The sequence below is a fragment of the Phyllobacterium sp. LjRoot231 genome (assembly GCF_964253365.1).
Taxonomy (GTDB): Bacteria; Pseudomonadota; Alphaproteobacteria; order Rhizobiales; family Rhizobiaceae; genus Phyllobacterium.
Genome location: NZ_CAXUQT020000002.1, coordinates 25,149 through 44,758, shown reverse-complemented (window position 1 = coordinate 44,758; position 19,610 = coordinate 25,149). Strand labels below are relative to the sequence as shown.

The window sequence follows — 19,610 nt, the reverse complement described above, 5'->3', positions numbered from 1 at the left end:
ATTCGTTCCCCTTGTTGCTAACCGTTCATGCGGTTTTCTTCGCTGGCAAATTTTCTCTTGAGAAGTGTTTTGGAAATACGGACGCCAGGTAGTCGCAGGCGGCAAAATACGCCGTTTCCCGCGTGACCTCCTCGGTTCCCATCATTAGCCGCAACCAGAGGCCCTCGAGCATGGCGCTCAGCCCAAGGGCGGTCGCCGTGGCATCGAACGTATAGGCTCCGTCGTCCTTGAGCTTCTTGCAGATGTCGATGATCACATTTTGGTATGCCTCGTCCCGTGCTCCGCACAGAGCCTGATAGGTCGGCCGCGACTTCGCCTCGCCCCAAAAGGCGCACCACGCGGCGAGCTTTCTCTTGTTGCAAATGGCGCGGTCGAAGTCGGAAGCGACAACGCTGGCAAGTTGTCGGGCAGGATCGTCGCCGCCTTTCGCCAACGCATTACGCCAATGAACCGAATATTCTTCCGACATATATTGCAGCGTTGCGACGAGCAGCTTTTCCTTGCTCTCGAAATGAAAATTGACGATGCCCCGAGAGAGGCCAGCGCCATCCGCCACATCGGCCATGGTGGTCTCGGAGTAGCCGCGCTTGGCGAGCGAATCGATCGTCGCCTCGATGAGCTGAAGCTGCCGCGTTTCCTTCGAAGCCTTGCGACCGCGTTTTTCCGCGTCCTTCTCCTTAAGTGGTGTGACTTTCATGCTTGACCTCTTTTGCATTTTGCAGGGCTGCAACTCCCGCCCGGCATCTTCATGCCGATGAGTGAAGTGAAAGCCGTCATTGTCAAGCTCGGTCTGCATCGTTTCCAAGGCCGGATGCTCTCTGTTTCCGTCGAGGGCGTAATGTCCACAGTCTTCCCAAACAATAACGCACGTCGCTCAAAACGCAATAATATTTGTTGAACATTCATTCAATATCCGCTGGACAAGTCGTTATTTCTCGTGTGAATTATGGAGCAAGAACAAGGTGGAACGGGTAGCGAATGAAACGTTGGGACGCCATAGTCATCGGGGCGGGACATAATGGACTGGTCAATGCGTGCTATCTTCAGCGCGCCGGACTTGACGTGCTCGTGCTGGAGAAGAACGACTGGATTGGCGGTGCAGCCACCAGCAGATCGCTGACCCCCGGCTTCCTCTATTCGAACTGTTCGTATGTGTGCTCGCTGTTCCGGCCGGAGATCATGCGCGATCTGGAGCTGCCGCGCTTTGGTTTGCAGGTCATTTCGTATGAAGGCGGCGCCGTCTTCACCCAGGACGGCGACTATCTTGCCAATTATCGCGATCATCACTCGCATCGACGGGAATTCGCGCGCTTCTCGCCGCGCGATGCCGAAGCATATGATCGATATGCGCGCGACGTGACGAGGCAGTGCCGGTTCATACAGCCGTTGCTCATGCGCACCGCCGCGGATCCAACGAGCTTCCGGCCACGTGATATCTCGGAACTGATGTATCTCGGCAAGAAATTTGCCGGGCTCGGCGCCACGGAGATGGCAGACACCTTGCGCTTCTGGACGATGTCGATTTCGGATTTTCTCGATGAATATTTCGAAACCGACGTGATCAAGGCGAACTTCGCGCTGTCGGGCATCATCGGCACGGCGCTCGGGCCAATGTCACCCGGCACAGCATATGTGCTTTTGCATCACTACATGGGCGAGGTTGACGGGTCTGTTGGTGCGTGGGGTTACGCCCGCGGCGGCATGGGCGCGGTCACCAAGGCTCTCGCAGCCTCGTTCGAAGCTTCCGGCGGAACGATCCGCACCGGCGTCGAGGTTGATCACGTTCTCGTCAAAAACGGGTCCGCCAAGGGTGTTGTGCTCGTCGACGGTGAAGAAATACCTGGCAAGGTGGTCATCTCCAACGCCGACGTCAAAAGAACATTCCTGAAATTAGTAGAGGAAAAGGAACTGCCCGATATCTTCCTGCGGCGCGTCAAGAATTTCAAGATGCGCGGTTCATCGGGAAAGGTGAATATCGCGCTCGATGCCATGCCGGAATTTCCCGCTTTGCCGAAGGATTCCCCGGTCTACCGCGGCGACATGCATTTCACCGACAGCGTGGAGCGTATGGAGCGCGGGTACGACGACTGGAAAGCCGGACGCTGGTCAGCGGATCCTTTCCTCGACATGGTTATTCCAACGACGCTCGATCCGACAATGGCGCCGCCCGGGAAGCACTTTATGAGCTGCTTCGTGCAATATTGCCCGCCCAAGGTTGAAGGCCGCGAATGGACAGACGCCGACCGCGACGCATTCGGCGAAACCGTGGTATCACAGATCGCCGATTATTCGCCGGGTTTCCGCGACCGTATCGTCCATATGGAGGTCCGCACACCGCGCGAACTGGAGGCGGAAGTCGGCCTGACGGAAGGAAATATCTTCCAGGGCGAGTTGACCTTCGATCAGTTGCTGTTCAACCGCCCTGTCCCCGGATACGCACAATACCGTTCGCCGGTCGGTGGGCTATACATGTGCGGATCGTCGACCCATCCCGGCGGCGGCGTCATGGGTGCGCCCGGACGCAATGCCGCGGCTGAAATCCTGCGCGATCTCTCGCGCAGCACCAAACATATGAGCCCGGCCCATGATGTCATTTGATACGATCGTCATTGGCGGCGGCCACAACGGCCTGGTTGCGGCAGCAACGCTCGGTAAAACCGGGCGAAAAGTTCTGGTCCTTGAGGCCGACAGCCAGACTGGCGGCGCGGCGCGCACCGAGGAGTTCGCGCCGGGTTTCCGGGTGTCATCGGTTGCCCACCTGATCAACAGGCTGCACCCCGAAGTCGTCAAGACGCTGGAGCTGGAAAGACACGGCCTGAAGTTCGATCCAGCCAGTTTCATGCCGAGCACAGCGCTCTCCACAAAAGGCACACCGCTCACGCTTATCGGGGCCTACGGGGAAAGTCTGGTCGGCGCTTCCTCGCTGGAACAGTCCGCATGGAACGATTTACGCGCCCAGCTTTTCCGCTACGCCGGGATTCTTAAACCCCTGTTGGCTCGCCGGCCGCCTGATCTTGGCGGCATGTCGTTTGCAGAGACCGCGACATTGGCCATGACCGGCATCTCCTTACGCCGGCTCGGCAAGGAGGACATGCGTGACTTTCTGCGCATGCTGCTGATGAATGTTGCCGATGTCCTGGACGAACATCTCGTTGATGACCGATTGAAGGGCCTCCTGGCTTTTGACGCCACCCTCGGCAGCCATCTCGGGCCACGGTCGCCCACATCGCTGCTCGGGCTTTACTACCGGCTTGCGGGCGAAATCAACGGCCAGCCCGGTGCGCAGATGTACCCCGTCGGCGGAACGGGTGCTGTGGTCAACGCGATCCAGGGCGCTGCGGAGAAAGCCGGCGTCACCATCCGCTCGAATGTTCCTGTCGCCAGGATCCTTGTGGAGAATGGCCGGGCAGTCGGTGCCGTGCTGGAAGATGGCGAGGAAGTCCGGGCGAAAACCGTTGTATCGGCCATCAGCCCCCGCGCGACGTTCCTTGATTTAATAGGAACGCGTGAGATTGATACGGGTTTTGTCCGGCGCGTCAGCAATATCCGCGTCAACGGCGACGCGGCCAAACTGCATCTGGCGCTGGACGGGCTGCCGCAATTTCTCGGCCTGGGTGCGGCCGGACACCACGGGCGGCTGGTCATTGCGCCGTCGGTGAACCATGTCGAACGCTCCTTCAATCCGTCGAAGTATGGCGAATTCTCACCGGACCCGGTCATGGAAATTACTCTACCGAGCCTGATAGATCCATCATTCGCGCCTGACGGCGCCTGCACTCTCTCCGCTGTCGTCCAATATGCGCCCTATGCATTGAAAGAAGGCTGGAGCAGCGGCAAACCGAAATTTTTGAAGGCGATTCTCGCGCAGCTGGAGACCTATGCCCCAGGTATCGGCAAGTCGATCCGCCACGCCGAGCTTCTCACACCACTCGACATCGAACAGCGCTACCGCATGCCAGGCGGGCATTGGCACCATGGTGAGCTGCAGGCCGATCAGATGCTGATGTCGCGTCCCGTCTTCGGCGCAGAAGGTTACGATACACCGATCGACGGACTCTACCTCGCAAGTTCGGGCTCACATCCGGGCGGCGGTGTGTCGGGCGTTCCCGGGTTGAATGCGGCACGCCGTATAATTGCGATGAAAGGATGAGAGCATGAAGCACTGCGACCCAAAGAAGCTACTTCCGGCTCGTGCCGCTTTGCAGAGCCACTTCCGCACGCCTCTGGTTGCATCGCCATTTCAGCCGCGCATCGATGCCTTGGTGCGAACCGAAGAATGGTACGATTGGGCCGGCTACAAGGCCCCGCTGTCGCTTTGGGACGAGGAGCTCGAATATTTCGCAATTCGCAGCCAGTCCGCGCTCTTCGATATCTCTCCGATGGTGAAATATCGCATCGAAGGAACCGACGCAGAAGCATTCCTCAACCGGGTTACGCTTCGCGACGTCAGGAAACTGAAGCCCGGCAGAGTGCACTATACCGCCTGGTGCAACGACGAGGGACATGTGCTCGATGACGGAACTCTTTTCCGGCTGGCGAAAGACAGGTTCCGGCTGTGCTGCCAGGAGCGACATTTGCCATGGCTGCTCGACAGCGCCATCGGGTTCGATGTTAGCGTCGCCGAAGAAACTGAAGCCATCGCTGGTCTGGCTTTGCAGGGCCCCACATCCTTCGCCGTTCTGCGCGATGCCGGATTCGAAGGGATTGAAGGACTGAAAGTCTTCGATCTCGCTGATTTCCCGCACGAAAGCGGTATGGTCACCATTTCTCGCACGGGATTTACCGGCGATCTTGGCTATGAACTCTTCATCGACGGGAAACACGCGCTTAGCCTGTGGGATCGCCTTTGGCAGGCGGGAGAACGGCGCGGCTTACGCGCGATAGGCTATGCTGCGCTCAATCGCGCGCGGCTTGAGGCAGGACTGATCGTTGCCAATGCGGATTTCGTTACAGCCGAGCACGCTATTCGCGCTGACCGGGTGCGGATGCCGGATGAGATCGGCCTCGGCTTTTTGATTGATGTTGAAAAGCCTCATTTCAACGGACGCCGGGCAATCCAGCAAGCCCGAGCCAAAGGCACCATGCGGCATATTCTGGTGGGGCTTGAAATCGAAGGCAATATCCCCGCGGAGCACGCCATTGTCTACCATCAGGGCAAGCGCGAAATAGGGTTGGTCAGTGCCGCCATATGGTCGCCGATGGCCAAGCGGAACATCGCGCTCGCCAGTCTGGAAAGGCCCTACGGCGACACGATCACCGGCGATCTCTGGGTCGAGATTTACGCCATGCGCGAGCTTCGCTATCAGAAACTGATGAAGCGCGCCAAGGTCGTGCCAAGGCCTTTCATCAAGCTTGACCGGCGGACGGCCAATCCTCCTGCGGATTTCTGACATGTCCAGACCCGACGAGGATGAAGCCGAACAATGGGTTTTGATCAACACCCCGCTGGGACAGGAATGGTCAGGCCGAACCCGATACGCCGCAGCTATGTATTTCAACAGGCAGGGCGAGATGAGCGCCGAGACATTGGAAATCTATCGCATCTGTTCGCGGCTGGATTGGGAAGACCCGCTTGCCATTCTCAGGTCCCAGCATATCGGCAGCGAATGGCTGGCAAGGATCAACGGTTATCAACATGGGGAACAACAATGAATATCAAAAGCATTCTACTCGGCTCCGCTGCAGCTCTCATTGCAGTGTCAGGGGCACGCGCTGCGGATGCAGTCGTTGTTGCTGAACCGGAGCCCGTCGAATATGTGCGCATATGCGATGCTTATGGCGCTGGCTTCTTCTACATTCCGGGGACTGAGACCTGCCTGAAGATCGGCGGCTATGTTCGCTACGATGCTGCTGCGGGCGACAATCCATATGACGGTACGAATGTCGGCGCCAAGGGCAACGAGACCTGGTACAAGCTCACCCGTGCGGAGGTTCGCTTCGACGCCCGCTCCGAAACCGAACTTGGCACGCTACGCTCCTATGCCGAGACCCGCCTTGAATATGAGAATGGCGCCTCGACCGGCGGTACACTCTCGCAAGCCTGGATCGAACTCGGCGGTTTCCGCATTGGTACTGCCGACGAACTCTTTGGGTCGTTTGTCGGCTATGCCGGCAATATCCTCAACGACGACGTGATCAATTATCAGTCCGGCCAGAGCAATCAGGTCAGCTACACTTTCACAGGCGGCAATGGTTTCTCGGCCATGATCGGCGCGGAACAGGGCCAGGATGACGTCACCGGTCTCGGTGGGCAGTATGTCATCGAAGACTACATGCCTCACGTTCTTGCGGGGGCGAAATTTGAAAAGGATTGGGGCGGTATCTCCGGCGTCGCCGGCTACGACTCCAATATTGAGGAATTCGCCGGCAAGCTTCGCCTGGACGTCAAGATCAGCGAGAATTTCTCAGCCTTCATCATGGGAGGCTATCAGTCCGGTTATGACAATAACTTCGATCTGGCCACTGGTGAAGTCGACCAGTTCAACCGTAACTGGTTCGGTACCTGGGAAGGTGACTGGGCTGCATGGGGTGGATTCACCGCAAAGGTCGCCGAAAAGGCAACTCTCAACGGCCAGGCTGCATGGGAAGATGAAGGGACTTACGCCTTTGCCCTCAATGTGGAATACGAACTGGTTCCTGGTTTCGTAATCACGCCGGAGCTCAATTACACCAAGTTCGATGGGGCTCGGGAGGCTTTCTCGATTGCTTATGGCGGTGACGATGATGCGTTCGGCGGCACGATCCGCTTTCAGCGTAACTTCTAAGGACACTGACACGGCTTGAGATCAAGCCGTGTTCGCAGGCAGTATTTCGCGTTGGTGCGATGAGCGACTTTTCGTCTACTGGACCGGTCCGGATGATGCCGATAGGTTCTGCCCGCAATTGAGAGGGAAGCACATGACTGATATTTGGTTTCGTACGGGTGAAGCAACGGTTCTGGCTGCAGAGGGTCAGGTGACCGACGCCATGCCGGAGGTTGTGATCGGCTCGGTCAGGGGTCCGGTCGGGCAGGCATTTGCCTCGATGATGGGACAGGTCAAGGGTCACACACGCATGTTCGTGGTGCGGGACCTCAATCAGGCCGTGCGCCCAGCCACGATGATGACCACCAAGGTCACCATCAAGAACATGGCATATGCCGAGCTGCTGGGCGGTGTCGTGCAGGCGGCGATGGGCGATGCGATCGTCGACTGCCTGGTGGAGGATATTCTGCCGCGGGACCAGGCAGACGAACTCTGCATGATCATCACAGTCTGGCTCGATCCGCGTTGCGTCGACGATGAGAATCTCGACCGCAAGGATCTCTACCGCACCAATTACGAAGCCACGAAGCTTGCTATTTCTCGCGCCATGACTGGCAAGCCGACCGTTGACGAATTGATCGCCAACCGCAAGACCGTCAAGCACTACGCTTTGGATGGCGTGATCGATTATTGAGCCGATGATTCTCGTGGCGGGCAAACCTTGCAAGGTCTGCCCGCCAGAGTGGGGCTAGTAGGTCACCGTAACCACGATCGTATCGCTGTATGTTCCCGGGGTCGGCGTGTTCTGCGGCGGTACCCGTGCGTAGACCGGCAGGTTCTGGGTAATGCCCGACCCCGTGCCACCAAACGTATTCGTGCCGGAAGTGTCTCCCCACGGCAGGGTGCGCGCGGTGTCTCGGTAGAGACCATACGTAATGAATTCGGCGCCTTTGGTCATCCGTCTAGCTGTCGGTCCAGCATTGGCACCTCCCGGACCGAGCGCCACCACATAGGGCGTGCCAGGTGAACAGTTGACGGAGACCTGACCGTCCTGATCCAGATTGAAGCTCAGCACGCCACGATTGCCGAAGTCGATATTCTGCGCCGATACGAGGCAGTCTTTCGCGGTTTGCAGGCTGACGGTGAAGTTTGTGGTTCCGGATATCCCCGACGGATTGGCGCAGCCTGCCCCATCGTCGAACCGGTATCGAAATGTCGTTTGGGCTCCGGAAAATGTCGACGAATAACTTCCGACAGGCACCGTCGTCTGGTTCGGCAGGATCTGCCCGTACATTGATACCGTCGTTGAACCGGTTCCCAGAACGGCAGGTATGTCGACAAAGAACTCTGGAGGTCGCGTCGAAAAGGCCCAGGTCCATGAACCCCAGACCGTTTGCCGGGCCGAATCCTGGTAAAGTTGATAGCTGAGCGAAGCCGGGCCCGTCATCAACCGCGCCGCAGAGGTCGCGCCGCCGCTGCCCGCATTGAGATTGGGACAAATCAGGACGCGGCGGAACAGACCGATGAGTGCGGAACAGTTTGCGGTAAGGCTCGTCGTTCCATTGATTGCGGCGCCAGATAATGGGCTTCCGGAGAATACCATGTTGGACGTGCTGAATGTGCACGTCTGCGCGAAGGCTGCTGCTGGCAGCAAGTTCAGGCAGGTCAGAAGGAGCAACAGGTGGAGCGAACGGGTCATTGGCACACCACGTTCTTGATTTTGACCTGTGTTCCCTCCTGCGCATGATATGGAAACTGCGCCCGGCAATTCTTGCCATCAAGAAGATCCACAATGATGCTATTCTGCGTGCCAAGTGCCGGAATATAGGCCTCGCCGTCATATCCGATCACAAACTCCTCCCCCTCCCGCGCGCCCTCCACATGGCCACGCAAGCCGGGCTGCAACGCAGAGCCATTGGCGTCCACGATGCCTACAAGCGCTGAAGCGGTGGTTTTCTTCACATCGAAATTGATCACGACACCGCTGCGGTCCGCCGGCACCACCACATCGCGCGTTGCACCAATGCTTGCGTCGACCGGCAGGTTTTTCGGATCGATGGCGACCGTGTTCGGCTCATAGGATTTGAGGTTGGGCACGAGAATGCGGCCGCTTCGGTTCGTACGGCCTACAGGACGGTTCTCGAATGAAACATCGACATCCGGCGCCCCGACATCGACCACCGCAAAGGCGTCATCGATGCGATTGGTAGCAAAGACGCCGCCGGACGCAACCGCGATCGCACCATCCACCTGCGCATTGGCGCGGACCGTGTCGTCGAATTGCTGTACACTGCCTTCGACACGAGCATAGCGCCCACGATAGCTGGCCGCAGCGGAACGGTCCGGCTTGTCGCCTTCGCTGGTCCTCAGGCGCCAACCATAACTTCCCTCTTCCTGCCGTTCCGATTTGGCGACGTCGACGAAACCTGCCGGACCGTCGGAGGTCTGTTCGTAGCCTGTGGAGACATTGACGTCGTTGTCGAACGGTATGGTGAGGCCGGCAAACACACCAAAGCTGTTGCTGTCCTCGAGATCGGTGAAAGCGGTCGCATAAAAGGAACTGCTCCTGAACACCGACTGGTTGAAGGAAGCGCCGACGATCTTGCTATTGCCGCCGCTATCGAGATCAAGCTGCGTGTATGAAAAGTTGAGATTGCTGCGATCGAAGGGCCCCGGCGTGGACACGGTGACTTGTAACAGCGAGCGGGGCACACGCGGACTGAACACGGTGACGCCGCTCGGATCGAACACCGGATCGAGTTGGTCATCGGCAGAGACAGAGGCGATGTCATCGTAGTTGCCGAATGCATGCTGCAGCCGGGCAAAGAGGGTGTAGTTCTTGTTGGTCAGCTCCACGGTTCCATTGAGGATCATGCCAGCGTCGCCATCATGGCTGCTGCCAGCGGCAGCAACCGAAGCCACACCGTAGGCGCCAACGGGAAAAGCCACGCCGATGCCGCCGTTGAGGAGATCGATGCCACCTTCGAAATGCCCTTCGAGTGTCAGCCAGTTTGTAAGTCCATAGCGGAAAGTGGCGACACCCATCAAATCACTGTCGTAATCATTGGACTTGGTTCCGTAGTTGCGGCGCGGAAACCCCATTTCGGCGGAAAAGTCGGCCAGGCCCTTCTGCAGAAGCAGGCTCGATGAATAGAACGGCAGGGTTGTGCGCGTCTCGCGTCCAAGCGTATCCCGCAGAACGATCTGCGCCTCGCCCTGCCCGGAAAACACAGGAAAGTTCGTTACCTCGAATGGTCCGGAGGGCACCGCCCCGCTATAGGTCCTGACATTCTGCGTATAGACTTCGAGCGTCGAAGGCACGGCTGCGGTCCCTGAAAGGATGGGCACCGGTAGCGTGACAAGATCAGGCCGCAAAGAGAAATTGCGTTGCACCTGCATCCCGCCGAGAAAGACCGGGCGCGTCCATGGCAGGCCACCGGAAACAAAGTCACCGGCGCGGTAGGTGATCAGCCGCTCGGGATCGGAATAACTCCAGGTGGTGTTGAGCCGTTTCACCCCTTCAAGTTCACCCTCCGACATATTCGCTGTAAACGATTGATTGAGCGTGCCGTAGGGACTGAAGAACCGCGTATCGAACCCGCCAGAAATACCCTGAAAGGGTTGGACATTGCCATCCATCAGATCGTCGGTGCTCGCGAAGAGCGAATAATTCAGTACCGCGCCAAAACTCGACTGAGGTTTTTGCGCTCCCTCTTGTGCCTCGGCCTTTGGATTTACGTCGATGACCTTCGCCGCGCGGGTGCTGTCGTCGGTCGTCACGTAAAGCCGCTGTGTGGCGGCATCCACCCTGTACTCAACATTCGGTAGACGATCGAGCCGAATGGATCCGTCGGCCTCGCGCGCATGGCCGTCAGGTTTCAGCCCGACTTCGCGCAACTCCTCCGGCCTGACCGACAATCCACCGTCAGTCATTTGTTTGAAATTACCGATCATTCCGGTCGAGGTATCGTTGATGAAAACCTCCAGATAGAGATCCCGGGGCTCCGCTCCCTGCGATACTGTCTGGTCTGAGGCTGGAACAGCCTGTTCCTGGCCCCGACCAATCGATAAAAACCATGGGCTCATGCAGAGGATTGCGAGCGATCTAGCGACCGCTGATCGCAACATCGGCATCAAGCGGCCCGAAATCGCTTTGAGCCTTGAGGGCTGCCGGGCCCGGCGAAACCGATTTCCCCGGTCCGATAGGCCATTGCATGCTCGATTCTCCAAGCACATAACCCACCAGGCCCTTGCGATTGCCGAGGACACGCCCAGCCTGGCTCAGTTGCACATCAGCAAGCCTGAGCCTTGTATCCCCCGCATTGTGCGCGGTCAGCATCAAGGTGCCTTTCGACCTGACGATGCCCCAAGCGACTTTTGGCGGCGACGCATCCTCTTGCTTAAAAAAAACCGGGATCGAATAGCGCACGACAAGGGCAACGGTTCCGGCTCTCTTGCGAGAGGGATCCGGCAATTCGTCGACGAGGACGCGGTAGCTCTCCTCGCCGGCAACCGGCGTTTTCGTGACCCTCACAACGCGCACCGCATATTCCTTGGCACCAGCCAGTGTGGTCGATGGCGGGCTGACCACGACATCGTTCGTCGGCTCGAGTTGTTCGACGCCATCCACCTGCGTCCAGCGAAAGACGCGGATTTGCACGTTGATCGGACGCTTGGCTTCGTTTGTCAGCGTCAAAACTCCAGCGCTGCCGGGGGCTATCATTTCGAGACTGGTTGGCGATACCCGTAATGAAGCGCTTTGGGCAATGCCGGAAAAAAATATGACGAGGCCCATCGCACCAATGCCATAGAGCATGGTTCGCATTTTGTTCTCCTAAAATATTATCCTCAATAGGTAACGGTTACTGCAACTGTATCGCTATAGGCGCCCGCACCCGGCGTTGTCTGAGGCGGAACGCGCCCGTAGACCGTGATCGGCTGCGCCGCGCCATTTCCCGTGCCCGATACCGTATCGGTCAAGATGGTGGTTCCCCAGACATTCGTATGGTTGACGTCCCGGTAGAGATTGTAACTAACAGTCGCCGCGGCCGGACCGGTCATCAGCCGGGTAGTGAGCGAAGCGCCTGTTCCCGTGCCAAGTCCTATACCGACATTGTACGGTGTGCCGGTCGTGCACTGCACGCTGATGGTGCTGGTCGAATCGACATTGGCGTCGATGACGCCATGCGATCCGAAATCCAGATCGGATGCAGAAACCAGCTTACATTCGGTTGTTATGGTGATCCTGACAGCAAAGCTCCCCGTTGCTGTGGCGGCCAGGCCCGGACCAGTTCCGGTATCGGGCTTGCCGTAGCCGCTCAGGCGCGTCAAGCGGACGCGACCGTTACCATTGCCTCGCGGTCCCAAGCCAAGCTCAATGCTGCGCTCGATATAATTGGTGGCAACGTCGGAGCTGTCAGCCTTGATACGGGTGATGAAGCGTCCATTGAGCGGTTTTTTGCAGACGAGGCACCTTGGGACCATATCGTTGTCTCCGCTGCGCAGACGCCGTCGGGACCAGTGCGAGCCCTTAGCCTAGCAGATGCGAAGACCGCAATGGAGAGCAAGTTCTGGGGCGCTTACCGTGTCGCCCGTGCTGCCAGGATCAAAGATGAAGGCTCACTCACTTTCGTCTCGGGTTTTCTCAGTGTCAGACCGTCAACAAGTTCGGTGCTCCAGGGCGCGATCAATGCTGCGCTCGAAGCCCTTGCCCGTGGATTGGCCCTTGAGCTCGCACCGATACGCGTCAATGCCGTCTCCCCAGGTTTGATTGAAACACCACTGTGGTCGAAAATGCCTGAGGACAAGCGCGACGCCATGTTCGCCAGCGCCGCCGAGCGCCTTCCTGTTCGCCGCATCGGTCAGCCGGAAGACATAGCCAATGCAGTACTGTTTCTTGCTACAACACCTTTTGCCACTGGCTCAACCGTGCGCGTCGATGGCGGAGGGGCGATCGCATGAGCATTCCCATACTTGACCATGTGACCCTGCGAACCCATGATCTCGAAGGCACGCGCGTTTTCTTCGAAGCCGTTCTGGATCTTAAAACAGGGTATCGCCCGGCTTTTTCGTTTCCCGGTTACTGGCTCTACGCTGGCGACGCGCCAATCGTGCATCTCATTCCGGGCGATGGTGGTCCGGTCGACGGGACCGGGGAGGCGATCGATCACATTGCCTTTCGTCTTGCCGATTATGATGCGATGCTTCGCAAACTCGATGATCTCCGGATTGTCTATTCCCGTATGAATCTGCCGGAACTCGGCGAACGTCGTCTCTTCATTCGTACACCCGCAGGCGTTCTCCTTGAACTGGTGTTCCGCGAAGCAGCGGCAAGTAGGCCATCAACATTGGAGAAGAAGATATGAAAATTGATCTGACAGGCAAGACCGCGATCGTGACCGGTTCCACGAACGGTATAGGATTCGCTATAGCGAGGGGTCTGGTTGAGTCCGGGGCCTCGACAGTCCTTAATGGCCGTACACAGGATGCCGTCGATAAGGCTATCGCCCGGTTGCAAGCGGATGTTCCCGGCACGCAGGTGCGCGGCGTTGCGGCAGATCTTGGTACTGCCGAGGGTTGCGCCAGGTTGGTTGCAGCCGAGCCAACCACAGATATCCTCGTCAACAATGTCGGCATTTTCGGCCCTCAGGATTTCTTTGAAACACCGGACGAGGAATGGGAGCGCTTCTTTGCAGTGAACATCATGTCCGGGGTGCGCCTGTCGCGCGCGTATCTTCCCGGCATGGCCAAGCGCAATTGGGGGCGCGTTATCTTTCTCTCGTCTGAATCCGGGCTCAATATCCCGGCGGAGATGATCCACTACGGCGTTACCAAGACGGCCGATCTTGCTCTATCGCGCGGCCTTGCCAAGCGGATGACAGGTACCAATGTTACAGTGAACGCGATCCTGCCCGGACCGACCCTTTCAGAGGGTGTGCGTGAGATGCTACGCGGGGATCAGGAGAAAACAGGCAAGCCTATGGAAGAAGTCGCTGCCGATTTTGTAACCACACACCGGCCGAGTTCAATCATACGTCGTGCAGCGACCGTCGACGAAGTCGCGAACCTCGTTGTGTATGTGGCTTCCCCTCTCTCCTCAGCAACAACCGGTGCCGCGCTCAGGGTCGACGGGGGTGTCGTCGATACGATCGCCTGAGCGGCAACAGCTAGACGGCTTGCTTCAACGCGGGACGTGAGGACGCCGGGAACTGGCCCGCAAGGCGCGTGACCAGATATTCCGGGTCTTTCCCACGCCAAGAAAACGCCCTCATCCCACGTCCACCGCCACGGCATTCCCCCACGTAGACGCCTTCCAAACTGGCAATCCCGCACCGGTGCACCGGATAACCCGTTCCATCAAAAATCGGCAGTTCGACAAACGACCAATCCGAGCGGAAGCCGGTGCTCCATTGACCAATGATGGACCCGCTCGGGGCTGATCAACCATATGCGCACATCGGGTATCGGCGTCGCCCGCTGAAGTTGGTGCCAATTAAAACCCGAACGATTTCTGCGCTGGTTGCGGTGGTTCGAAATGAACACCCTCCAGCTCGAGCATGCGCGCCTTCGCGACGGAGCCTCCAGGAGCGGAAAAACCACCGACTTTGCCCCCGGCTGCCAATACGCGGTGGCAAGGAATAATCAACGGCACCGGGTTCCTGGCCATGGCCTGGCCGACATCGCGCGCGGCTTCCGGTCCGGCGCCAAGTTGCTTGGCCAACGCACCGTAGGTGGTCGTATGGCCCCAACCCAACTGTCGTGCCGCAGCATATATCTGCTCGAAAAATCCGTCCTGCTCGCCCAAGTCGAGCTTGAAGCCGAAGAAATCAATCTCTTCGCCCTCGAAATAGCGCTTTGCCGCAGCCACAGCTTGAAGCACTTGCTGAGAGGGTTGGCCAGATTCGGCGCCGGGTATCCTGCGAAGAAGCAACCGTTCTGTCGCGTCAGCACTTTTTGTCGGTAATTGAAAGCGTGTGATCCCGATATCGCTCCAGGCGATACCGCAGAAGCCACCCGCGGTTTCGAAGATAAGATAATGATGCACTGTCTGGCCCATCGCACGGCCCTCGCGTTTCGATTTGCCATAAAAATCGTGCAATCGGCGCGCGAATTCAACCCGATTCCTGCTTCATGCGAACGCCGAGCAAAAATTTCGGCGGTTTCAGCGTCAAATTGTACGACCTAGTCCCTGGACAGAGGTGGTATATTCGAAAAGAGCGGACCAAGTCCCTCTGCCATCGTCAGATGCGTGATAACGGCATCGCGCAGTCGGTGATATGGCAAGTTTGCCAACATCGCCGTCTGCACTGCAGCCATAACCTCTCCAGCCTCGGAACCAATCATGGTGAAGCCGAGAATGCGATCATCGCTCGCGCTTACGAGAACCTTCATGAAGCCCTGTGTTTCGCCGGTCGCCTCCGTTCGCAGCACCGCGCTCATCGGCAGTCTCGCGATACGTGCTTCGATGCCCTGGCGTTGCGCCTCACCTTCGCTTAGGCCGACGCGAGCGAGTGGCGGATCTGTGAACATGACGTAGGGCACCAACCTGTCATCCGTCCTGCGATTCCCGCCAGCCATGTTGTCTCTGACGATCCTGAAATCATCGACGGAAACGTGCGTGAATTGCGGGCTGCCTGCACACTCGCCAATCGCCCATATACCGGGCACTGTCGTTTCCAACCGTGTATCGACGCGGACGAAGCTGCGAGCGTCGAGCTCGATACCTGCCAATTCCAGACCGATGTCAGCGGTGTTCGGGACACGCCCGACTGCAACGAGAAGATCACTGCATTCGATCTTCCTCTCTCCAAAAGCCGTACGGACATTAACGGTCACCTCATCGCCGGAAAGGCCGTGAACACTGACAGGCTGTGCGTCCAACAGAACGTCAACGCTTTCATCGGTCAAGATGCGATACATTCCTTCGGCGACGTCGGGATCCTCCCTGCCCATGAGCTGGGGGGCCCGGCTCGATGATCGTCACGCGACTGCCGAAGCGCCGGTAAGCCTGCGCCATTTCGATCCCGACATAGCCACCGCCGAGCACAATCAGATGGGCAGGCAGGTAGTCGAGTTCCAGCGCCTCGATGTGCGTGAGAGCCCGGACAGTCCCAAGCCCCGGAATGCTCGGGATAGCGGCGTGCGATCCCACATTGATCACCATCTCTCTGCCGGTAACCCGCCGAGTTCCGCCATGGTTCAGCGTCACTTCGATCGTCTTCGCAGCCACGAAACGTCCGCTTCCCATGATCAGCTCGGCACCGCTTTTCTTGTAGGTGTTGAGGTGGAAGGCGATCTCGCGGTCGATCATGTCCTGTTTGCGCGCGCGGACCTTCGTCATGTCCGTCTTGACCGGACCAGTTACCGTGCCGAAGTGCGCGGCGTTCCGGGCGAGATGCGCGATTCTTGCGCTCCAGAGCTCATTTTTGCTGGGAAGGCAGGCCACTGCAGGACACGATCCGCCCACCCATCGGCGTTCAACGACCGCAACCTTTTGTCCGGAACGGGCGAGGTGCCAGGCGAGCAGCTTGCCACCTTGGCCGCTTCCGAGAATCACTGTGTCGAAATGTTCAGCTTGCGACATGAATTTTCTCTCGTGTTTGTTCGGGATGCTGCGGGAAGCTCGATCGGCTAGCCGCTGTTATCTGTTGTAAGGATCAACCATTGGCAGTCATCGAACGCGCGACTTCGGCGGCACTGATGCCCTCCAATGCGAGTCCATAGCCAATCCCCTCGTCGACGATGCGGCGCAACTTCTGGGTCAGTGCGATGCGGGTATAGCGACTTGTGAGCGGCGGCAGCTTTGCGAGCCCTTCCGCAATCTCGTGGGCGCGAACAAGCAGCTTGTCAGCCGGCACGACTTCGTTGACAGCGCCCCATTCCTTGGCCGTCTCAGCATCAAGCTCCTGGCGGGTGAGGATAAAATAACGGCCACGTATGCTGCCAATCACTTCCGGCCAGAGCAGGTTGACGCCGTCTCCGGGCACGATGCCAAAGTCGAAATGCGGCTTGTCCTGGAAAACCGTCGAGGGCGTCGCGAGTACGATGTCGGCGAGCAGAACATATTCTGAGTGCAGCCTCACCGGGCCGTTCAGCGCGGCGATCAACGGCACTTCAATGTCGAGAATGTTCATGAGGACCTTTTTGCCCTCGCGGTAGATCTTGTCATAGCCTTGGGGGGTGAAGAAGTCGAAACCCTCAGGGCTGATAGACTCCATGAACGCCTCGCCGCTGCCGGTCAGGATTACCACCCGGTTGTCCGGGTCGGAGCCGATCGCGTGAAAGAGATCAACAATTTGCTCGTGGGTGTGCCCGTTGAACACGAGCGTGCCGCCGTCGGTGTGCAGTGCCACTTCCAGGACGCCGCTATCAGAGCGGGTCAGGTGGGCGTTGGGGAAGCTGTCGCGGTAGGCGGTGAATCTGGTCATTGTGAAATCCCGTCACGACGTTGTTCGATGAAGACAAATTTATCGTGAAAGGAATCGCTGAGTAGCAGCGTCGAAAGACTAGGGTTTATTCCTGTGAGGAATGAACCAGATCCGCCAGCGCGAGTTGTATCTCGACAAAATTGGCGAAGGCGCGTGCCTTGGCGCTTGCGACCCGGCCCGTCGGGAACACGGCCCACAGGTCGATCGGCGTTATGGTCCAGTCACTCAGAACTTCCGTCACTGCGCCCGAGACCAGTTCCGGAGCAAACATCCATTCTGATGCGACCGTGACACCCACGCCTGCAAGAACCGCCGCTCGGACTCCCTCGGCAGCAGTCACCCTGACTCCCCCCTTTACGGTTACGGAGACTTCCGTGGAGTCCTTCCGAAACATCCACACGTCACGTCCTGGGCCCTTGCCGTGAATGACGCTTTCATGCGCCATCAGTTCGGCGGGTATCCTGGGCTCGCCAGCTTTTCCGAAATAGGATGGCGCACCGATGACGACGCGGCGCGCCTGACCAATTCTGCGCGCTGTCACGGTCGAATCTGCCAGATCGCCCATTCGCAGGCAAACATCAATTCCTTCTTCTATGAGATCGATGTGTCGATCGTCGAGAATGAGCTCCATATCGAGATGGGGATGTTCGGCGAGGAACTTCGGCAAATGCGGGATGACATGCAGGCTGGCGAACGTTGTCGCCGCGCCGACGCGCAGTCGGCCGGAGAGACTTGACCCAGCCCCGCGTGCAGCCAGGTCAGCCTCATCGGCTTCCTCTATGGAACGCTTGGCTCTCTGGTAGAAGTTTTCTCCTGCCTCAGTCGGCATCAGCCCACGTGTAGAGCGAAGCAGCAATTTCACCCCGAGCCGCCCTTCGAGCAGCGCAACTGTCTTGGAAATCGCTGGCTGGCCAACGCGGAACTGGCGCGCGGCTTCCGAAAAGGAGCCCGTCTCCACGACTCTTACAAAGGTTTCCATTGCAGCCAGTCTGTCCATACCCCTGCTCCTTCAAATGAGACATATCACCCGGCACAGCTTCCTGCCAACGCACAGTCAAACAAGAAAGCGCCATTCCCGACCGGAATGAAGATTATGTGTTCAGACTCAATACCCCGTGGATCGGCAAAGCACGCCGCTTGAATCCTCCCGAGAAGCAGCCCGCTTCAGACTACAAACGAAACGGCAGCCCCTGTGGATATCGGTTCGGTGCGACATTTTGCACACATATTATACAGTATGGATTGTTGCCTAATCTTTAAGCTGTGCTATTTTAATGTGTATCGGGTTCTTCTCCTCCCAGAAACCCGGGCACCAAATGCAACCTCTCCCTGTTGCATTTATAATCAAGGACCGCTGCATCTCCTCCGCAGCGGTCCTTTCCATAATCTCCAGTCTTTCGAACGAATTCCTGACAATCAGACCGTCACCACGATCTTTCCAAACTGCTGATTGGATTCCAGATAGTGGTGCGCCTCAACGATTTGTTCGAAGGAGAAAACCTTATCGATGATCGGTTTCAGAACGCCCGATGCGAGGCCATCCAGGATGAAGCGTTTGGCACGATCAAGTTGCTTCCGGTCGCGGACCACATCCTTGTATTGGTAACCATGCAGCGTCAGATTCTTGGTGAACAGTGGAAATAGCGGCAAGGAAGTCGGATCGGGGCTGAGCGCCCCATATTCGATCACGATACCGTTCTGCGCCATGGCGCCAGCGACTTGCTCCAGCATCGGTCCTGCGACAGGATCGAAGGCGATGCGAGCGCCAGTGCCCTCGGTGATCGCAGCCACCCGCGCTGCAAGGTCTTCCTCCCGCGTGACGACAACGTGGGCAGCGCCGGCGTCGAGCAACGCTGCCTTCTTGGCACTGGTCCGGGTTGTGGCGATAGGTATCGCGCCTACCGCCCGGGCGATCTGGATCGCCGCCAGCCCGACGCTGCTGGACGCCGCGGTAATGAGGACGAAGTCGCCCCTGGCCAGTTTGGCGATCTCGATGAGAGCACCGTAGGCCGTCACATATTGCATCCATATCCCTGCACTCTCGACCCACGTCAGCGACGCAGGATGCTTGACCGCCACTTCGGCTGGAAAGGTCGCGACTTCGCCATAGGAGCCCCATCGGGTGATGGAGAGCGGCGGAATGACGCTGACCGCATCACCGGGAGCAAAATCCGCCACACCCGCACCGACTGCCGTCACCACGCCAGCGCCTTCATAGCCGAGCCGGGCGGGAAACTCCGGCGCCTCGACATAGGGGCCGGATCGAAACATGGATTCGGCACGGTTTAGGCCGAACGCCTTGATCTCAACGGCGATTTCACCCGGTCCCGGTGGGGGAACTTCGACCTCCTCGATTCTAAGCACTTCCGGACCACCTAGTTCGTGGAAACGTACGATACGTGACATGAGCCCAATCTCCTGTTGACGATGGCGCTTGGCC

At 58.3% G+C, this 19,610-nt stretch carries 20 protein-coding genes; 9 read left to right on the top strand and 11 right to left on the bottom strand.

The window, feature by feature from the left end:
* Nucleotides 1-25: 25 nt before the first annotated feature.
* A complete protein-coding gene (locus ACSQ3H_RS23830; RefSeq protein ID WP_436119598.1) occupies nucleotides 26-697 on the bottom strand; it encodes a TetR family transcriptional regulator C-terminal domain-containing protein in 672 nt (223 codons plus the stop codon).
* Between the two features lie 281 nt (nucleotides 698-978).
* Between ACSQ3H_RS23830 and ACSQ3H_RS23825 the strand changes: the two genes are divergently transcribed.
* The 6 genes from ACSQ3H_RS23825 (at nucleotide 979) to fae (ending at nucleotide 7,437) form a co-directional block, all read left to right on the top strand.
* Nucleotides 979-2,598 (top strand): phytoene desaturase family protein, encoded by a 1,620-nt coding sequence (locus ACSQ3H_RS23825; RefSeq protein WP_436119597.1) that lies wholly within the window; start codon nucleotides 979-981, stop codon nucleotides 2,596-2,598.
* Nucleotides 2,585-4,150 carry a phytoene desaturase family protein gene (locus ACSQ3H_RS23820; RefSeq protein WP_436119596.1) on the top strand — a complete coding sequence of 522 codons (1,566 nt, stop codon included), beginning with the start codon at nucleotides 2,585-2,587 and terminating at the stop codon, nucleotides 4,148-4,150. The genes ACSQ3H_RS23825 and ACSQ3H_RS23820 overlap by 14 nt, the downstream gene beginning before the upstream one ends.
* Before the next feature lie 4 nt (nucleotides 4,151-4,154).
* Nucleotides 4,155-5,390: an aminomethyltransferase family protein gene (locus tag ACSQ3H_RS23815; protein ID WP_436119595.1), complete on the top strand. Its 1,236-nt coding sequence runs from the start codon at nucleotides 4,155-4,157 to the stop codon at nucleotides 5,388-5,390.
* Nucleotide 5,391: 1 nt separating this feature from the next.
* Nucleotides 5,392-5,652, top strand: a complete 261-nt coding sequence (locus tag ACSQ3H_RS23810; protein WP_436119594.1) for a hypothetical protein — start codon at nucleotides 5,392-5,394, stop codon at nucleotides 5,650-5,652.
* On the top strand, nucleotides 5,649-6,764 hold the full coding sequence (locus ACSQ3H_RS23805; protein WP_436119593.1) for a porin: 1,116 nt from the start codon (nucleotides 5,649-5,651) through the stop codon (nucleotides 6,762-6,764). Before ACSQ3H_RS23810 ends, ACSQ3H_RS23805 begins: the two co-directional genes overlap by 4 nt.
* Nucleotides 6,765-6,897: 133 nt before the next feature.
* Nucleotides 6,898-7,437, top strand: a complete 540-nt coding sequence (fae, locus tag ACSQ3H_RS23800) for a formaldehyde-activating enzyme (protein WP_436119592.1) — start codon at nucleotides 6,898-6,900, stop codon at nucleotides 7,435-7,437.
* Nucleotides 7,438-7,491: 54 nt separating this feature from the next.
* On the opposite strand, the gene ACSQ3H_RS23795 is transcribed toward fae, so the two are convergent.
* Genes ACSQ3H_RS23795 through ACSQ3H_RS23780 form a run of 4 tightly spaced genes read right to left on the bottom strand, consistent with a single transcriptional unit; the run spans nucleotide 7,492 to nucleotide 12,074 of the window.
* Nucleotides 7,492-8,442: a Csu type fimbrial protein gene (locus ACSQ3H_RS23795; protein ID WP_436119591.1), complete on the bottom strand. Its 951-nt coding sequence runs from the start codon at nucleotides 8,440-8,442 to the stop codon at nucleotides 7,492-7,494.
* Complete coding sequence (locus ACSQ3H_RS23790) at nucleotides 8,439-10,829, bottom strand: fimbria/pilus outer membrane usher protein (RefSeq protein WP_436119590.1); 2,391 nt, start codon at nucleotides 10,827-10,829, stop codon at nucleotides 8,439-8,441. The genes ACSQ3H_RS23795 and ACSQ3H_RS23790 overlap by 4 nt, the downstream gene beginning before the upstream one ends.
* 19 nt (nucleotides 10,830-10,848) lie before the next feature.
* Nucleotides 10,849-11,568: a fimbrial biogenesis chaperone gene (locus ACSQ3H_RS23785; protein ID WP_436119589.1), complete on the bottom strand. Its 720-nt coding sequence runs from the start codon at nucleotides 11,566-11,568 to the stop codon at nucleotides 10,849-10,851.
* Nucleotides 11,569-11,591: 23 nt separating this feature from the next.
* Complete coding sequence (locus ACSQ3H_RS23780; RefSeq protein WP_436119588.1) at nucleotides 11,592-12,074, bottom strand: Csu type fimbrial protein; 483 nt, start codon at nucleotides 12,072-12,074, stop codon at nucleotides 11,592-11,594.
* Here ACSQ3H_RS23780 and ACSQ3H_RS23775 point away from each other — a divergent pair.
* The 3 genes from ACSQ3H_RS23775 to ACSQ3H_RS23765 are packed head-to-tail and all read left to right on the top strand — an operon-like array spanning nucleotide 12,042 to nucleotide 13,899.
* Complete coding sequence (locus ACSQ3H_RS23775; protein ID WP_436119988.1) at nucleotides 12,042-12,704, top strand: SDR family oxidoreductase; 663 nt, start codon at nucleotides 12,042-12,044, stop codon at nucleotides 12,702-12,704. The two genes, ACSQ3H_RS23780 and ACSQ3H_RS23775, sit on opposite strands and share 33 nt — an antisense overlap.
* On the top strand, nucleotides 12,701-13,108 hold the full coding sequence (locus tag ACSQ3H_RS23770; protein WP_436119587.1) for a VOC family protein: 408 nt from the start codon (nucleotides 12,701-12,703) through the stop codon (nucleotides 13,106-13,108). Before ACSQ3H_RS23775 ends, ACSQ3H_RS23770 begins: the two co-directional genes overlap by 4 nt.
* The gene (locus ACSQ3H_RS23765) at nucleotides 13,105-13,899 is read left to right on the top strand and encodes an SDR family NAD(P)-dependent oxidoreductase (protein ID WP_436119586.1); all 795 of its coding nucleotides are present in this window, start codon (nucleotides 13,105-13,107) and stop codon (nucleotides 13,897-13,899) included. The genes ACSQ3H_RS23770 and ACSQ3H_RS23765 overlap by 4 nt, the downstream gene beginning before the upstream one ends.
* A 336-nt stretch (nucleotides 13,900-14,235) precedes the next feature.
* Here ACSQ3H_RS23765 and ACSQ3H_RS23760 read toward each other — a convergent pair whose 3' ends face one another.
* The 6 genes from ACSQ3H_RS23760 to ACSQ3H_RS23735 all read right to left on the bottom strand — a co-directional run bounded on the left by ACSQ3H_RS23760 (nucleotide 14,236) and on the right by ACSQ3H_RS23735 (nucleotide 19,576).
* The gene (locus tag ACSQ3H_RS23760) at nucleotides 14,236-14,799 is read right to left on the bottom strand and encodes a methylated-DNA--[protein]-cysteine S-methyltransferase (protein ID WP_436119585.1); all 564 of its coding nucleotides are present in this window, start codon (nucleotides 14,797-14,799) and stop codon (nucleotides 14,236-14,238) included.
* A 125-nt stretch (nucleotides 14,800-14,924) separates the two neighbouring features.
* Nucleotides 14,925-15,650 carry an FAD-dependent oxidoreductase gene (locus tag ACSQ3H_RS23755; protein WP_436119584.1) on the bottom strand — a complete coding sequence of 242 codons (726 nt, stop codon included), beginning with the start codon at nucleotides 15,648-15,650 and terminating at the stop codon, nucleotides 14,925-14,927.
* Entirely contained in the window at nucleotides 15,640-16,326 is a 687-nt protein-coding gene (locus ACSQ3H_RS23750; protein ID WP_436119583.1) for an FAD-dependent oxidoreductase, read from the bottom strand. Before ACSQ3H_RS23750 ends, ACSQ3H_RS23755 begins: the two co-directional genes overlap by 11 nt.
* Nucleotides 16,327-16,399: 73 nt before the next feature.
* Entirely contained in the window at nucleotides 16,400-17,170 is a 771-nt protein-coding gene (locus ACSQ3H_RS23745) for an enoyl-CoA hydratase/isomerase family protein (protein ID WP_436119582.1), read from the bottom strand.
* Nucleotides 17,171-17,255: 85 nt separating this feature from the next.
* Nucleotides 17,256-18,167: a LysR substrate-binding domain-containing protein gene (locus ACSQ3H_RS23740; RefSeq protein WP_436119581.1), complete on the bottom strand. Its 912-nt coding sequence runs from the start codon at nucleotides 18,165-18,167 to the stop codon at nucleotides 17,256-17,258.
* Nucleotides 18,168-18,586: 419 nt separating this feature from the next.
* Nucleotides 18,587-19,576, bottom strand: coding sequence for a zinc-dependent alcohol dehydrogenase family protein (locus ACSQ3H_RS23735; RefSeq protein ID WP_436119580.1), 990 nt, complete (start codon nucleotides 19,574-19,576; stop codon nucleotides 18,587-18,589).
* Nucleotides 19,577-19,610: the final 34 nt, after the last annotated feature.

What these genes read in the sequence shown, in the direction of transcription:
- ACSQ3H_RS23765 (WP_436119586.1), top strand. Translation starts at nt 13,105, where the DNA reads ATGAAAATTGATCTGACAGGCAAGACCGCGATCGTGACCGGTTCCACG.
- ACSQ3H_RS23830 (WP_436119598.1), bottom strand. Translation starts at nt 697, where the DNA reads ATGAAAGTCACACCACTTAAGGAGAAGGACGCGGAAAAACGCGGTCGC.
- ACSQ3H_RS23820 (WP_436119596.1), top strand. Translation starts at nt 2,585, where the DNA reads ATGATGTCATTTGATACGATCGTCATTGGCGGCGGCCACAACGGCCTG.
- ACSQ3H_RS23795 (WP_436119591.1), bottom strand. Translation starts at nt 8,442, where the DNA reads ATGACCCGTTCGCTCCACCTGTTGCTCCTTCTGACCTGCCTGAACTTG.
- ACSQ3H_RS23790 (WP_436119590.1), bottom strand. Translation starts at nt 10,829, where the DNA reads ATGAGCCCATGGTTTTTATCGATTGGTCGGGGCCAGGAACAGGCTGTT.
- ACSQ3H_RS23785 (WP_436119589.1), bottom strand. Translation starts at nt 11,568, where the DNA reads ATGCGAACCATGCTCTATGGCATTGGTGCGATGGGCCTCGTCATATTT.
- ACSQ3H_RS23760 (WP_436119585.1), bottom strand. Translation starts at nt 14,799, where the DNA reads ATGGGCCAGACAGTGCATCATTATCTTATCTTCGAAACCGCGGGTGGC.
- fae (WP_436119592.1), top strand. Translation starts at nt 6,898, where the DNA reads ATGACTGATATTTGGTTTCGTACGGGTGAAGCAACGGTTCTGGCTGCA.
- ACSQ3H_RS23735 (WP_436119580.1), bottom strand. Translation starts at nt 19,576, where the DNA reads ATGTCACGTATCGTACGTTTCCACGAACTAGGTGGTCCGGAAGTGCTT.
- ACSQ3H_RS23750 (WP_436119583.1), bottom strand. Translation starts at nt 16,326, where the DNA reads ATGTCGCAAGCTGAACATTTCGACACAGTGATTCTCGGAAGCGGCCAA.
- ACSQ3H_RS23825 (WP_436119597.1), top strand. Translation starts at nt 979, where the DNA reads ATGAAACGTTGGGACGCCATAGTCATCGGGGCGGGACATAATGGACTG.
- ACSQ3H_RS23740 (WP_436119581.1), bottom strand. Translation starts at nt 18,167, where the DNA reads ATGGACAGACTGGCTGCAATGGAAACCTTTGTAAGAGTCGTGGAGACG.
- ACSQ3H_RS23745 (WP_436119582.1), bottom strand. Translation starts at nt 17,170, where the DNA reads ATGACCAGATTCACCGCCTACCGCGACAGCTTCCCCAACGCCCACCTG.
- ACSQ3H_RS23805 (WP_436119593.1), top strand. Translation starts at nt 5,649, where the DNA reads ATGAATATCAAAAGCATTCTACTCGGCTCCGCTGCAGCTCTCATTGCA.
- ACSQ3H_RS23810 (WP_436119594.1), top strand. Translation starts at nt 5,392, where the DNA reads ATGTCCAGACCCGACGAGGATGAAGCCGAACAATGGGTTTTGATCAAC.
- ACSQ3H_RS23815 (WP_436119595.1), top strand. Translation starts at nt 4,155, where the DNA reads ATGAAGCACTGCGACCCAAAGAAGCTACTTCCGGCTCGTGCCGCTTTG.
- ACSQ3H_RS23770 (WP_436119587.1), top strand. Translation starts at nt 12,701, where the DNA reads ATGAGCATTCCCATACTTGACCATGTGACCCTGCGAACCCATGATCTC.